At 68.8% G+C, this 13,882-nt stretch carries 11 protein-coding genes; 7 read left to right on the forward strand and 4 right to left on the reverse strand.

The features are described 5' to 3' along the window. Positions 1 to 3: 3 nt before the first annotated feature. From AC1HC7_RS08795 to AC1HC7_RS08805, 3 genes are read right to left on the reverse strand one after another with little or no spacing between them, the layout of a single operon-like run. Positions 4 to 1,776: an ABC transporter substrate-binding protein gene (locus tag AC1HC7_RS08795; RefSeq protein ID WP_479495548.1), complete on the reverse strand. Its 1,773-nt coding sequence runs from the start codon at positions 1,774 to 1,776 to the stop codon at positions 4 to 6. Then, positions 1,773 to 2,819, reverse strand: a complete 1,047-nt coding sequence (locus AC1HC7_RS08800; RefSeq protein WP_479498939.1) for an ABC transporter ATP-binding protein — start codon at positions 2,817 to 2,819, stop codon at positions 1,773 to 1,775. The genes AC1HC7_RS08795 and AC1HC7_RS08800 overlap by 4 nt, the downstream gene beginning before the upstream one ends. Continuing rightward, complete coding sequence (locus AC1HC7_RS08805; protein ID WP_479495546.1) at positions 2,816 to 3,808, reverse strand: ABC transporter ATP-binding protein; 993 nt, start codon at positions 3,806 to 3,808, stop codon at positions 2,816 to 2,818. Before AC1HC7_RS08805 ends, AC1HC7_RS08800 begins: the two co-directional genes overlap by 4 nt. 111 nt (positions 3,809 to 3,919) lie before the next feature. On the opposite strand from AC1HC7_RS08805, the gene AC1HC7_RS08810 reads away from it, so the two are divergent. From AC1HC7_RS08810 to AC1HC7_RS08840, 7 genes are all read left to right on the forward strand, one after another. Continuing rightward, the gene (locus tag AC1HC7_RS08810; RefSeq protein WP_479495545.1) at positions 3,920 to 4,648 is read left to right on the forward strand and encodes a GntR family transcriptional regulator; all 729 of its coding nucleotides are present in this window, start codon (positions 3,920 to 3,922) and stop codon (positions 4,646 to 4,648) included. Positions 4,649 to 4,664: 16 nt separating this feature from the next. Then, the gene (locus tag AC1HC7_RS08815; protein ID WP_479498940.1) at positions 4,665 to 6,458 is read left to right on the forward strand and encodes a gamma-glutamyltransferase family protein; all 1,794 of its coding nucleotides are present in this window, start codon (positions 4,665 to 4,667) and stop codon (positions 6,456 to 6,458) included. A gap of 163 nt (positions 6,459 to 6,621) precedes the next feature. Next, the gene (locus AC1HC7_RS08820) at positions 6,622 to 7,518 is read left to right on the forward strand and encodes an ABC transporter permease (protein WP_479495543.1); all 897 of its coding nucleotides are present in this window, start codon (positions 6,622 to 6,624) and stop codon (positions 7,516 to 7,518) included. Beyond that, complete coding sequence (locus AC1HC7_RS08825) at positions 7,518 to 8,438, forward strand: ABC transporter permease (RefSeq protein WP_479495542.1); 921 nt, start codon at positions 7,518 to 7,520, stop codon at positions 8,436 to 8,438. The genes AC1HC7_RS08820 and AC1HC7_RS08825 overlap by 1 nt, the downstream gene beginning before the upstream one ends. Positions 8,439 to 8,465: 27 nt before the next feature. Further along, positions 8,466 to 10,094 carry an ABC transporter substrate-binding protein gene (locus tag AC1HC7_RS08830; RefSeq protein ID WP_479495541.1) on the forward strand — a complete coding sequence of 543 codons (1,629 nt, stop codon included), beginning with the start codon at positions 8,466 to 8,468 and terminating at the stop codon, positions 10,092 to 10,094. Positions 10,095 to 10,096: 2 nt separating this feature from the next. Next, positions 10,097 to 11,041 (forward strand): acetamidase/formamidase family protein, encoded by a 945-nt coding sequence (locus tag AC1HC7_RS08835; RefSeq protein WP_479495540.1) that lies wholly within the window; start codon positions 10,097 to 10,099, stop codon positions 11,039 to 11,041. Beyond that, positions 11,038 to 12,843, forward strand: a complete 1,806-nt coding sequence (locus AC1HC7_RS08840; RefSeq protein WP_479495539.1) for an ABC transporter ATP-binding protein — start codon at positions 11,038 to 11,040, stop codon at positions 12,841 to 12,843. The genes AC1HC7_RS08835 and AC1HC7_RS08840 overlap by 4 nt, the downstream gene beginning before the upstream one ends. Before the next feature lie 87 nt (positions 12,844 to 12,930). On the opposite strand, the gene AC1HC7_RS08845 is transcribed toward AC1HC7_RS08840, so the two are convergent. Beyond that, positions 12,931 to 13,881 carry an ABC transporter permease gene (locus tag AC1HC7_RS08845; RefSeq protein ID WP_479495538.1) on the reverse strand — a complete coding sequence of 317 codons (951 nt, stop codon included), beginning with the start codon at positions 13,879 to 13,881 and terminating at the stop codon, positions 12,931 to 12,933. Between the last annotated feature and the right edge of the window lies 1 nt (position 13,882).

The following is a 13,882-nucleotide window of genomic DNA, read 5'->3' on the forward strand; positions in this document are numbered from 1 at the left end:
GGATCAGCCGATGGTCACCCGGTCGAAATCATGCAGGCCGGGGATGCGGCCGATCCCCGGCACGGTCACCGAGGCATGGTGCACCAGCACGTCCACCGGGTGATACAGGAACCCGCAGGCCACCTTGTCCGAGGTGATGCGGTTGGCCTTGCGCACCAGCGCGCGACGGGCTTCGAGATCGGCGGTCACCGATTCCTCGTCGATCAGCGCGTCGGCCTCCGGATCGCTGAAATAGCCGAACGGGTATTTGGTCGTGTCGCGGGTTCGACCGTTGAATTTCGACGTGGTCTTCATCCAGTCCACCAGCCCGTCATCGGGGTCGTAATCCCCGCCCGAGCCGCCGAGCCGCATGTCGAATTCCATCTTGTTGAAATCCTCGATGCCCACCGAGAATTCCTTGGGCGTGACCCTGACGCGGATGCCGAGCACGGTCTTGTAGATGTTGGCGATCACCAGCCCGTTGCGCTTTTGCGCCGGGGTGGTGATCAGCTCCAGCTCCGGAAAGCCCTCGCCGCCGGGGAACCCGGCTTCGGCCAGCAGGGCGCGGGCGCCCGCGGGGTCGTAGGTCTGTTCGGAGATCTCGGAAATCCCCGCGTCGTAGTAATAGGCCATGGCCGGATTGATTGACCCGAAGCCCGGCGCCGCGTAGCCGAAATGCGCCTGCTTCACATAGGTGTCGCGGTCCAGCGCCTTGGCCAGCGCCAGACGCACCATGAAGCCCTTGTCCTTCTTCAGCTCGGCCAGCGGCTTGTCAAAGCTGGTGACCCGCATGGGGTCGCGCCACGGGTTCATCCACACCGCCTGAAAGCCCGGCCCCGGCTTGATGTCCACCACCAGATCGGGATTGGCCTTGAAGCGGTCGATCAGCTGCGCGGCGATGCCGTTGCCGCCGATATACTGGATGTCCCCGGCTTCGAGCGCCGCGGCGATCGGCTCCACCCCGTCGATGGGGCGGATGATCACACGGTCGAGCCTGGGGCGCTCGGGGTCGTGGTAATCGGCGAATTTCTCCAGCGTGACGCCTTGGCCCAGCACATGCCTGGCCACCCGGAACGGCCCGGTGCCCACGGGCGCGAGCCCGTAATCGGCGGCGCCCATCTTTTCCAGCGCCCCGCGCGAGACGATGGTCATGGCCCGCCCCGAGGCGCGCTCCAGCGTCTTGGTCAGGAACGAGGCCTGGGGCTTCTTCAGCGTGAAGCGCACCTCGTGCGCGCCGAGTTTTTCCAGCTTCTCGACATTCTTCAGCACCTTGGAATGGATCGAAATTTCCGGGTTCGACGAGCGTTCGAAGGTGTAGAGCACGTCGTCGGCGTCAAATGGGTCGCCGTTGTGGAAGGTCACGCCCCGGCGCAGCTGGAACGTGTAGATCCGGCCGTCGTCGGAAACGGTCCAGTTTTCCGCCAGATCGCCGCGCGGCACCAGGTCGGAATCGATATGCATCAGCCCCGACAGCACGTTGGAGGCGATCTGGAATTGCAGCACCTGGCCGATGCGGGCCGGATCCAGGGTCTGGATCTCGGCCACCCCGGCCCAGCCGCAGTTCAGCGTGCCGCCGGCGGCAGCGGCCTGCGCCCGGGGCGCGGCGCCGGGCAGCAGATGCGCCGCCGTCAACGCGCCGCTGGCCGCCAGCAGGCGCAGCGTGGCGCGGCGCGACAGGCTGGGCCCGGACATTTCCCGCGCGCTCAGCCCGAACATCGGGTCGCGCGGATCGAAATCATGGGCTTCGCTCCAGAGCGCGCGGATTCGCTTGAGAATGTGGGAGTCGGCGTTTTTCATGGAACAGCTCCTGCGCAATCGGTTTCACGGGGTGGTTCGGTCGGATTTCGGTCGGGGCGCGGCGCGGCGCTCTCCGCGTTCCAGCAGGCGGCCGCGTGCGCCGGCGCGACGGGGGCCAGTTTCGGCGCCTCCCGGGCGCAACGGGCGGTGGCGACGGGGCAGCGCGGATGGAACACGCAGCCCGAGGGCGGGTTGACCGGGCTCGGGACCTCGCCGCGCAGCGGCTCGACGACGCGGTCGGCCTCGGATTCCGGATCGGGATTGGGCACGGCGTCGATCAGCGCCTGCGTGTAGGGATGATGCGGCGCGGCGAACAGCGGGTCGGAGGGCGCGGTCTCGACGATCCGGCCCAGATACATCACCGCCACCTGATCGCAGAGATGGCGCACCACCGACAGGTCATGGCCGATGAACAGGTAGGTGAGGCCGAATTCGCGTTGCAGGTCCTCGAGCAGGTTGAGGATCTGCGCCTGGATCGACACGTCGAGCGCCGACACCGCCTCGTCGCAGACGATCAGCTCCGGCCCCATGGCCAGCGCCCGGGCGATGCCGATGCGCTGGCGCTGGCCGCCGGACATCTCGTGCGGGTGCAGTTCGGCGAAGCGCGCGGGCAGCCCGCAGATGTCGAGCAGACGCGCCACCTCGCCCGCCACCTCGCGCAGGGGCTTCAGGCGGTGCACGCGGATCGGTTCGCCGATGATGCGCCCGGCGGTCATGCGCGGGTTCAGCGACGACTGCGGATCCTGAAAGATCGCCTGCACCTTGCCGCGAAACCTGGCCAGCCCGGCGCCCTGCATCCTGGCCACGTCCTCGCCGTCAAAGCGGATCGCCCCGGCGCTGGCCTCGACCAGCCGCAGCACGGCGCGCGCCACCGTGGTCTTGCCGCAGCCGGATTCGCCCACCAATCCGAATGCCTGCCCCCGGGGGATGGAAAAGCTGACGCCGCTCACCGCCTTCACCTCGCCGGTGACCCGCTGCAGCAGGCCCGAGCGGATGGCGAAGCGCACATGCAGGTCTTGGATTTCCAGCAGCGGCGCGGTCATGCCACCGCCTCCCGCGCCGGGGCGGGCGCCGGATCGGCGCGCCAGCAGGCGACTTCATGGCCGCCGCTGGCCTGCATCGGCGGGATGTCCGCGCGGCACCGGTCCGTGGTCAGCGGGCAGCGGGGGTGGAACGGGCAGCCGCTCACCGGCTGCGTGGGATCGGGCGGCGCGCCGGGGATCGGCTTCAGCGGCAGGTGGCGCGGCAGGTCGAGGCGGGGCGCCGAATCCAGCAGCCCGCGCGTGTAGGGATGGGCCGGGTTGCGATAGAGTTCCGGGGCCTCGGCGCGTTCCACCACCCGCCCGCCATACATCACCGCCACGCTCTGGGCGTAGCGCGCCACGATGCCCAGATTATGGGTGATCAGCACCAGCCCGACCCCGTGATCCCGGCACAGCCGCGCGGTCAGGGTCAGGATCTGCGCCTGGATGGTCACGTCGAGCGCCGTGGTCGGTTCGTCGGCCAGCAGCAGGCGCGGTTCGCAGGACAGGGCGATGGCGATCATCACCCGCTGGCGCATGCCCCCCGACAACTGGTGCGGATACTGGCGCAGGCGGCGTTCGGGCTCCGATATCCCCACCTCGCCCAGCAGGTCCAGCGCCCGCGCCGCGGCGGCGCGGCGGCTGAGACCCAGCTTCAGGCGCATGCCCTCGGTGAGCTGGCTTTTGATGGATCGCACCGGGTTCAGCGAGGTCATGGGGTCCTGAAACACCATGGCGATGTCGCTGCCGCGCAGGGCGTTCATGTCGTGCGGCGACAGGCGGGCGAGGTCGCGCCCGTCGAACAGGATTTCGCCGCCCGCGACGCTCAGCCCCTCGTCGAGCAGCCCCATGATCGCCAGCGCGCTCAGGGATTTGCCGGACCCGGATTCGCCGACGATGGCGAGGGTTTCGCCGCGATCGAGCGCGAAGCTCGACTCATGGACCAGACGGCGGCGCCGGCCGTCGCGCGCCACGTCGATCGCCAGGTTCTCAACGCGCAGAAGCGTCATCGGTGTCGGCCCCCCCCCGGGGGGCGACGCCCGCCCGGAAACCGGGCTGGACATCGCGGAATCGTATCGTTATCGTTATCGATATTAGAGGCGAGCGAAATGGCCCTGTCAATGCTGTCTGAAACCGATATCGGGAGGCTCGCGCCGGATTTTCGCCGCATCGGCGGCAAGAAATCCGATCAGGTCTACGGGATCATCAAGAAGGCGATCCTGTTTCGCCATTTCGTCCCGGGCGCGCAGTTGCGGGAGCAGAACCTCGCCGGGAATTTCGGCTGCAGCCAGAGCACGGTGCGCGAGGCGCTGCTGCGGCTCGACGATGACGGGCTGGTGAAGCGCTCCGGCTATCAGGGCACGCGGGTCACCGACACCAGCCTGGCCGAGGCGGTGGAAATGGTGCGCGCGCGCCTCTCCATCGAGCGCGGCGTGGCGCGGCGGCTGGCGCGGGTCGGGGTCGGTCCGCATATGGCGGCGCTGGAGTCGCTGGCCGCGCAGGTGGACGAATCCAACGGCGTCGAGGACCTCTACCGCAGCGCCGAGATGGACCGCGCCTTTCACGCGCTGCTGGCGCGGGCCTCGGGCATGGGGCTGCTGTCGCCGCTGCTGACGCGTTGCGCGCTGCACATCCACCGCTTCACGCTTGGCGGCGTCGAGGTGTCGCGCGACCTTTATGACGAGGCCGTCGCGGGCGACGAGCACCGCGCGCTGCTCGCCGAAGTCACCTGCGGCGACGCCGACCGCGCCGAAAAAGCCATCGTCGGGCATCTGCATCTGGTGCTGTCGCGCTGGTCGCCGTCGCTGATCGAGGCCGTCGGCCCCGAGACCTTCAGGACCCCGGACTAGCAACAGGAGCGGGTGCATGGCCGCATTCACCACTCGCCCGGAGATCGCGGGCACCTTCGGCATCGTCGCCTCCACGCATTGGCTGGCCTCCGCCGTCGGGTTCGGGGTGCTGGAAAAGGGCGGCAACGCCTTTGACGCCGCGGTGGCGATGGGGTTCGTCCTGCATGTGGTCGAACCGCATCTGAACGGCCCCGGCGGCGAATTCCCGGCGATTTTACACATCGCGGGCGAGGACCGGACGCGGGTGCTCTGCGCCCAGGGCGTCGCCCCGGCGCGGGCCACGATCGACCATTATCGCGGCGAGGGGCTGGACCTGATCCCCGGTTCGGGGCTGCTGGCGACGGTGGTTCCGGGGGCGTTCGACGGCTGGATGCTGATGCTGCGCGACTACGGCGCCATATCGCTGCGCGAGGCGCTGGCCCCGGCGATCTTCTACGCCCGCCACGGCCATCCCATGCTTGGCTCCGTGTCCGGGGTGATCGCCGGTCTGGCGGACATGTTCCGCGCCGAATGGCCGAGTTCGGCGCAAACCTGGCTGCCCGGCGGCGTCGCGCCGGCGCCTGGCGCGCTGTTTCGCAACCCGGCGCTGGCGGACACCTGGGACCGGGTGCTGCGCGAATCCGAGGGCGCGCGCGGTCGCGAGGCCCAGATCGAAAACGCCCGCGCGGCGTTTTCCAGCGGCTTCGTCGCCGAGACCATCGACGCCTATCTGGCCCATGCCGAGGTCATGGACGGGACCGGCGCGCGCCGCCGCGGGGTGCTGACCGGCGCCGACATGGCCGCGTGGCAGGCAAGCTACGAACCCCCGCTGACCGGCGATTACGGCGACTGGACCCTGGCCAAGACCGGCCCCTGGGGGCAGGGGCCGGCGCTGTTGCAGGCGCTGAAGATCCTCGACGGGTCCGGCATCGACGCCATGGCGCCGCTGGGCGCGGATTTCATCCACGCAACCGTCGAGGCCCTGAAGCTCGCCTTCGCCGATCGCGAGGCGTTCTACGGCGACCCGGATTTCGCCGACATCCCCATGGAGACGCTGCTGTCCGACGCCTATGCCGCCGCGCGGCGCAAGCTGATCGGCGCGACCGCCTCGCTGGAACAGCGCCCCGGGCGCATCCCCGGATTCGAGCGCCTGGCCGACGCCGCGATCGCGCGCGCGGCGCGGGCGGCGGATGCGTCGGTCGGCGCGGACGCGGGCGAGCCGACCATGGCGCATCTGGTCAACCGGCGCGGCGACACGGTGCATCTCGACGTCATCGACCGCTGGGGCAACATGGTGTCGGCGACGCCGTCGGGGGGCTGGCTGCAATCCTCGCCGGTGATCCCGGGGCTCGGGTTCCCGCTGAATTCGCGGGCGCAGATGTTCTGGCTCGATCCCGGCCTGCCGTCGAGCCTCGCGCCAGGGCGGCGGCCGCGCACCACGCTGACCCCGTCGCTGGCGCTGCATGAAGGCCGGCCGCGCATGGCCTTCGGCACCCCGGGGGGCGATCAGCAGGACCAGTGGCAGCTGATCTTCTTCCTGCGGCTGGTCCATGGCGGCATGAACATGCAGGAGGCGATCGACGCGCCGCTGTTCCATTCCCAGCATTTCACCGCCTCGTTCTGGCCGCGCCTGGCGGCGCCGGGGCGGATGATGATCGAGGCCTCGGCCGGGGCCGGGGTGATCGCCGACCTGCGCGCGCGCGGGCATGAGGTGGAGGCTGCCGAGCCCTGGAGCGTCGGGCGGCTCACGGCCGCGTCGCGGGGCGGCGACGGCGTCCTGCGGGCGGCGGCGACGCCGCGCCAGATGCAGGCCTATGCGGTCGGTCGCTAGGGGGCGGCGGCGGCGGACATGTCGCGATCATGCGTCTTTGATCCCGGATTGTCGGGACATGCCGCGGGAGGGGGCGGATTGAACGCCATATCGAATGAAGTCGGAGCCATGCCATTGACCAACAGCGAAAATCGCGACGCGCGCAGCGCCCGGGCCGCGCCGGATGTCTGAATCGCGCGCCGGGTCCGGGGCCGCCGCGACGCCCCCGCCGGCGTCGGCGCTGCGCGCGCTGCTGCGTCGGCCGCGCTCGATCTTCGCGCTGGGGGTCATCGGGCTGCTGTTCGGCGCCGCCTTCGCGGCGCCGTGGATCACCCCCTACGATCCCTATGACCAGATGTTCGACGGGCTCAGCATCGAGGGCGCGCCGCTGTCGCCCTCGGCGGATTACTGGCTGGGCACCGACCTGCTGGGGCGGGACCTGTTCTCGCGGCTCGTGCTCGGGGCCCAGACCTCGCTGATCATCGGGTTGCTGGCCAATGGCATCGCGGTGCTGTTCGGGGCCTCGGTGGGCATCGTCGCGGGGTATTTCGGCGGCGTCCTCGGCGGCGCGCTGATGCGCTTCACCGACCTGATGATGGCCTTTCCGGCGCTGCTGCTGGCGATCGTGCTGGCGGCGATCTTCAAGCCTTCGCTGCTGATCGTGGCGCTGGTGATCGCCATGGTCAACTGGGTGCAGATGGCGCGGGTGATCTACACCGAGACCCGGGCCATATCGCAGCGCGAATTCATCGACGTGCAGCGCGCCATCGGCGCGGGAAGCCTGCGCATCATCTGGAAACACATCCTGCCGCACCTGATCTATTCGATCATCGTCTTCGGCACGCTGGGCATATCGACCACCGTGCTGCTGGAGGCGACGCTGAGCTACCTTGGCGTCGGCGTGCAGCCGCCGACCCCGTCCTGGGGCAACATCATCTTCGAGAACCAGACCTATTTCGCAACCGCCCCCTGGCTGGTGTTCTTTCCCGGATTGCTGATCGTGTTCCTGGCGCTGTCCTTCAACCTGCTCGGGGACGCGCTGCGCGACGTGCTCGACCCCAAGCTGAAGGGGCGGCACTGATGGGCGCGTATCTGATCAGGCGCATTGGCGAGACCCTGCTGATCCTGCTCGGCATCACCTTCGTCACCTTCATCCTGCTCTACCTCGTGCCCGCCGACCCGGCGCGCCAGATCGCCGGGCGCAGCGCCACGCCCGAAACCGTCGCCAACATTCGCGCGCAACTGGGGCTCGATCAGCCGTTCTACGTGCAATACGGGCGCTATCTGGGCGCCCTGCTGCAGGGCGATCTGGGGCGATCCTACCTGCAGCGCACCGAGGTCGCGACGCTGATCGCCGCGCGCCTGCCCGCCACGCTGCTGCTGATGTTCGGGGCCATCGTCGCGGAACTGGTCATGGGGCTGAGCATGGGCGCGATCGCGGCGCTCAGGCGCAACACGCCGCTGGACCAGTCGCTGATGGTGTTTTCCTTCGTCACCATCTCGGCCCCGCAATTCGTCGTCGGCATCCTGCTGCTTTACGTGTTCGCGGTGCAGCTCGCCTGGTTTCCCATCGGCGGCTACGGCACGTTTGCGCATCTGGTGCTGCCGGCGATGACCATCGGGCTGCTCGGCGCCGGCTGGTATTCGCGGATGATGCGATCCTCGATGATCGACGTGCTGGGGCGGGATTTCGTGCGCACCGCCCGGGCCAAGGGGCTCGGCAAGCTGCGCATCGTGCTGCGCCACGTGGTTCCCAACGCCATCCTGCCGATCATCGCCATGATCGGCATCGACATCGGGCTGTTCATGTCCGGCATCGTCGTGGTCGAGAGCGTCTTCGGCTGGCCCGGCATCGGCCAGCTCGCCTGGCAGGCGATCCAGCGCATCGACATCCCGATCATCATGGGGGTCACGCTGGTCTCGGCCTGCTTCATCGTGCTGGGCAATTTTCTGGCGGACATGATCGCGCCGCTCGTCGATCCCCGCATCAAGCTGAAATAAAACACCGACACAGGGAAAGGAAACACCATGAAAACGATACTGGCCACCAGTCTGGCGGCGCTGAGCGTCGCCTTCGCCGCCAACGCCCAGGTCACGGATTTCTCCGGGATCAAGCAGGGCGGCTCGATGATCGTCACCTACAAGGACGACGTTTCGACGCTGGATCCGGCGATCGGCTACGACTGGCAGAACTGGTCGATGATCAAGAGCCTGTTCGACGGGCTGATGGATTACGAACCCGGCACCACGATCCTGAAGAAGGACCTGGCCGAGGATTACACGATCTCCGACGACGGCCGCACCTTCACCTTCAAGCTGCGCGAGGGGGTGAAATTCTCCAACGGGCGCGAGCTGATCGCCGATGACGTGAAATATTCGCTCGACCGCGTGACCAACCCCAGGACCCAGAGCCCCGGCGCCGGGTTCTTCGGGTCCATCGAGGGCTATGACGCCATGTCAAGCGGCGAGGCCGACAGCCTGTCCGGGGTCGCCGTGCTCGACCGCTACACGGTGCAGATCAAGCTGTCGCGCCCCGACGCCACCTTCCTGCATGTGATGGCGATCAACTTTTCCTCCGTGGTGCCCAGGGAGGAGACCGAGAAATACGGCCCCGATTTCGGCAAGAACCCGGTGGGATCGGGCGCCTTCACGCTCGCCGAATGGACGCTGGGCCAGCGGCTGGTGTTCGCGCGCAACAAGGATTACTGGAACGCCGGCGCGCCCAAGCTCGACCAGATCGTGTTCGAGGTCGGGCAGGAACCCATCGTGGCGCTGCTCAAGCTGCAGCAGGGGCAGGCGGACATCCCCGGCGACGGCATTCCGCCGGCCAAGTTCCTCGAGGTGACCCGCGATCCGGCGTTCAAGGATTTCGTCATCGAGGGCGGCCAGCTGCACACCGGCTACATCACCATGAACGTCAAGATGCCGCCTTTCGACAACGTCAAGGTGCGCCGCGCGGTGAACATGGCGATCAACAAGGAACGCGCGGTGCGCATCATCAACGGCCGCGCGGTGATCGCCAACCAGCCGCTGCCGCCGACGATGCCGGGATACGCGGATGATTACGCGGGCTATCCCTTCGACCCCGAGGCGGCAAAGGCGCTGCTGGCCGAGGCCGGGTTCCCGGACGGGTTCGAAACCCGGCTTTTCGTCTACAACACCGATCCGAACCCGCGCATCGCGCAATCCTTCCAGCGCGATCTGGCGGCGATCGGCATCAAGGCGGAAATCCGGTCGCTGGCGCAGGCCAACGTGATCGCCGCGGGCGGCGAGCCGGATCAGGCGCCGATGATCTGGTCGGGCGGCATGGCCTGGATCGCGGATTTCCCCGATCCGTCCAACTTCTACGGCCCGATCCTGGGCTGCGACGGCGCGGTGCGGGGCGGCTGGAACTGGGCCTGGTACTGCAACCCGGAGCTTGACGCCAAGGCGGTCGAGGCCGACGCCATGACCGATCCGGCCATGGCCGCCGAACGCGAGGCGAAATGGCGCGAGATCTACCTCGCGATCATGGAGGACGCGCCCTGGGCGCCGGTGTTCAACGAACAGCGCTTCACCATGCGTTCGGCGCGGCTGGGCGGTCCCGACGCGATCTTCGTGGATCCGGTGCATGTGCCGGTCAACTACGATTACGTCTATTCCAACGACGTGCAGTAGCCATGTGCAACGCTCCTGACTACACGATCCACGGGCGTCATCATCACTTCGGGTGGGATCATGCGATCCCGCCCGTCGCCACCGTGGCCCCGGGCGCGTCCCTGCATTTCGAATGCCTGGACAGCTCGGGCGGGCAACTGACCAGGGACAGCGTGGCGGGGGACATCGCCGGGCTGTCATTCGACAGGATCAACCCGGTGACCGGGCCGATCCATGTGGACGGGGCCGAACCCGGGGACATCCTGAAGATCGGCATCGAGGGGTTCGAGCCCTCGGGCTTCGGCTGGACCGCCAACATTCCGGGATTCGGGCTGCTGGCCGATCAGTTCGACGAACCGGCGCTGAAGATCTGGTCCTATGACTCCGACGCCATGACCCCGGCGCTGTTCAGTTCGCTGGCGCGGGTGCCGTTGAAGCCGTTTGCCGGGACCATCGGGGTGGCGCCGGGCGAACCGGGGCTGCATTCGGTGGTGCCGCCGCGCCGGGTCGGCGGCAATCTCGACATCCGCGACCTGGCGGCGGGGTCGGTGCTGTATCTGCCGGTGGAGGTCGCGGGGGCGCTGTTCTCGATCGGCGACACCCATGCGGCGCAGGGCGACGGCGAGGTCTGCGGCACGGCGATCGAAAGCCCGATGAAGGTCAATCTGACGCTCGACCTGATCAAGCGGACGCCGCTGAAATTCCCGCGCTTCACCACGCCGGGGCCGGTGACCAGCCATCTCGACGCCGGCGGCTACGAGGCCACCACCGGCATCGGCCCCGACCTGATGAGCGGCGCGCGCGACGCGCTGTCGGCGATGATCGATTTCCTGTGCAAGACCCACGGGTTGAGCGCCGTCGACGCCTACATGCTGTGCTCGGTCTGCGGCGATCTGCGGATTTCCGAGATCGTCGACATGCCCAACTGGGTGGTGTCCTTCTACATGCCGCGCATCGTTTTCGAATGAGCGCGGCTGAAGACGGCGCCGGGCGGGATGCGCCCCGCCCGGCGCTCAGCGTTCGGGGCCTGAGCATCCAGGTGGCCACGACCGAGGGCCCCAAGCTGGTGGTCGAGGACATGGGGTTCGACCTTCTGCGCGGCGAGACCCTGTGCCTTGCCGGCGAAAGCGGGTCGGGCAAGTCGATGACCGCGCTGGCGGTGATGGGCCTGCTGCCCCAGCCCATGGCGCGCATCGCCAAAGGCTCGATCCGGCTTGCCGACGGGACCGAACTGGCGGGGATGAGCGAGGCGGGCCTGCGCAAGATCCGCGCCGCGCGCATCTCGATGATCTTTCAGGAACCCATGACCTCGCTCAACCCGGTGATGCGCATCGGGCCGCAACTGACCGAAGCGCTGCTGGAACACGGGGTCTGCGCGCCGGGCGCCGCGCGGGCCCGGGCGCTGGACCTGCTGCGCGACGTGCGCATCGCCGACGCCGAACTGCGCTATCGCCAGTATCCGCATGAATTATCCGGCGGCATGCGCCAGCGGGTGATGATCGCCATGGCGCTGGCCTGCGAGCCCGAAATCCTGATCGCCGACGAACCCACCACGGCGCTTGACGTGACCGTGCAGGCCGAGGTGCTGGACCTGATCCGCGCCCTGCAGCGCGAACACGGGACCACGGTGCTGATGATCACCCATGACATGGGCGTGGTGGCGGAAATGGCCGACCGGGTGATCGTCATGCGCGAGGGGCGCGAGGTCGAATCCGCCCCGGTGCGCACCCTGTTCGCGGCGCCGAAATCCGCCTACGCGCGCGAATTGCTGGCCGCCGTGCCGCGGCTTGGCGATGCGCCGCCGCGCCCGGTCCCGGATCGCGCCATGACCGTGGTCAGGGTCGAAGATCTCTGCGTGCGCTTCGATCTGCGCGGCGGGCTGCTCAACCGGGTGCGATCGCGGGTGCACGCGGTCGAACATGTGAGCTTTTCCATCGCGCCGCGCGAAACCCTGGCGCTGGTGGGCGAATCCGGCTGCGGCAAATCCACCATCGGCAAGGCGTTGCTGGGGCTGGTGGACTGGAGCGGCGGCATCGAGATCGCCGGGCAGGCGGTCGCCGGGCTGGGGCAGCGCGACCTGCGCGCGGTGCGGCGCAACATCCAGATGGTGTTTCAGGACCCGGGCGCCTCGCTCGATTCGCGCATGACGGTGGGCGAACAGGTGGCCGAGCCGCTGGTGGTGCACGGGCTGGCCTCGGGGTCGGAATTGCAGGATCGCGCGGCGTGGCTGTTCCGGCGGGTGGGGCTGACGCCCGATCACCTCGGCCGCTACCCGCATGAATTCTCCGGCGGCCAGCGCCAGCGCATCTGCATCGCCCGGGCGCTGGCGCTGCGCCCGCAGGTCATCGTCGCCGATGAATGCGTCTCGGCGCTCGACGTGTCGGTGCAGGCGCAGGTGCTGGACCTGCTGCGCGAATTGCAGGCCGAGGAAGGGCTCGCCTACCTGTTCATATCCCACGACATGGCGGTGATCGACCAGATGGCGGACCGGGTGGCGGTGATGAACATGGGCCAGATCGTCGAGAGGGGCGGGCGCGAGCAGGTGCTGCGCAACCCCGCGCACCCCTACACCCGCCGGCTGCTGGCCGCCGTGCCGAGTCCGGACCCGTCCCGCAAGCGCATGCCGGCGCCGCCCCGCGCCCGCGACCCCGGATCCCCGATCTGGTCGGCGCGGTCCGGCCCGGCCCGGCTGCGTCTGACGCAGATCGCCGAGGATCACTGGGTGGCGCGCGACGACGCGCCGCAAGGGGCGCTGGCCGGGGCGGTCTGAGCGGCCGCGCAGGGCGGCCGCCCCTCGGCGGCGGTTGAACGGCGCATGTCTTGGATGACCCGGGCGGCGCCGTGGCAAGCCCCCTTGTCAGCGTTCCGGTTCGTCGCCGCCAGCCGCGGTGATCACGGCGACGATGATCAGCCCGGTCATGATCAGCCGCACCCCGGCGCTGGCGCCGAAGATGTTGAGCATGGTGACCAGCAGAAACAGGAACATCGCCGCGCCCCAGATCCCCGGAGCGTTGGCCCGCCCGCCGGCCACCGAGGTGCCGCCGATCACCACCACGGCGATCGAGGCCATGAGGTATTCCTCGCCCATGTTCAGCGACGCGCCGCCGGAAAACCCGGCCAGCAGATAGCCGCAAAGCGCCGCCAGCGTGGCGCTCAGCGCATAGGTGGCGAAGCGGACCCTTTCGACGTTGATCCCGGCCAGCGCGGCGGCGCGCGCGTTCTGCCCGATGGCCAGCACCGAACGCCCGTAGAGCGTGCGGTGCAGCAGCACGCTCATGACCACGGCCAGGCCGATGACCGCGATGGCGAGGATCGGCGCGCCCAGCACCTGCGCGGTGGCGAATTCCGCCAGCAGCGGCGGCGGCTTGATCTTCAGCCCGCGTCCGTAGGCGATGGCGGCGGACAGCACCAGGAAGCTCGCGGACAGGGTGGCGATGATCGGCGGGATGCGCAGCGCCCGGATCAGCAGGTAGTTGAACGCCCCCACCCCCAGCCCGCAGCCCAGCGACGCGACGAGCCCGATCGGCAGCATGGCGTCGGATCCGTCCATGATCTTCATCGCCACCGCCCCGGACAGCGAGATCGTCGCCGGAATCGACAGGTCCACATTGCCCGGCCCGGTGGTGATCACGAACATCTGGCCGATGCCCACGATCACCGTGAAGGTGGCGAAGGACAGCGCCGCGCTCAGCACCTCGGCGCCGCCCTTGCCGCCGGTGAAGGCCACCGTCGCCAGCCAGACGGCGATCATGCCGACATAGGACCAGATCCAGGGTTTTCGCCACAGGGTCTTCAGGGTCGCCGGCATC

The organism is Oceanicella sp., from assembly GCF_056449545.1.

What these genes read in the sequence shown, in the direction of transcription:
- AC1HC7_RS08810 (WP_479495545.1), top strand. Translation starts at nt 3,920, where the DNA reads ATGCTGTCTGAAACCGATATCGGGAGGCTCGCGCCGGATTTTCGCCGC.
- AC1HC7_RS08795 (WP_479495548.1), bottom strand. Translation starts at nt 1,776, where the DNA reads ATGAAAAACGCCGACTCCCACATTCTCAAGCGAATCCGCGCGCTCTGG.
- AC1HC7_RS08805 (WP_479495546.1), bottom strand. Translation starts at nt 3,808, where the DNA reads ATGACGCTTCTGCGCGTTGAGAACCTGGCGATCGACGTGGCGCGCGAC.
- AC1HC7_RS08845 (WP_479495538.1), bottom strand. Translation starts at nt 13,881, where the DNA reads ATGCCGGCGACCCTGAAGACCCTGTGGCGAAAACCCTGGATCTGGTCC.
- AC1HC7_RS08815 (WP_479498940.1), top strand. Translation starts at nt 4,665, where the DNA reads ATGGCCGCATTCACCACTCGCCCGGAGATCGCGGGCACCTTCGGCATC.
- AC1HC7_RS08830 (WP_479495541.1), top strand. Translation starts at nt 8,466, where the DNA reads ATGAAAACGATACTGGCCACCAGTCTGGCGGCGCTGAGCGTCGCCTTC.
- AC1HC7_RS08840 (WP_479495539.1), top strand. Translation starts at nt 11,038, where the DNA reads ATGAGCGCGGCTGAAGACGGCGCCGGGCGGGATGCGCCCCGCCCGGCG.
- AC1HC7_RS08825 (WP_479495542.1), top strand. Translation starts at nt 7,518, where the DNA reads ATGGGCGCGTATCTGATCAGGCGCATTGGCGAGACCCTGCTGATCCTG.
- AC1HC7_RS08835 (WP_479495540.1), top strand. Translation starts at nt 10,097, where the DNA reads ATGTGCAACGCTCCTGACTACACGATCCACGGGCGTCATCATCACTTC.
- AC1HC7_RS08820 (WP_479495543.1), top strand. Translation starts at nt 6,622, where the DNA reads ATGTCTGAATCGCGCGCCGGGTCCGGGGCCGCCGCGACGCCCCCGCCG.
- AC1HC7_RS08800 (WP_479498939.1), bottom strand. Translation starts at nt 2,819, where the DNA reads ATGACCGCGCCGCTGCTGGAAATCCAAGACCTGCATGTGCGCTTCGCC.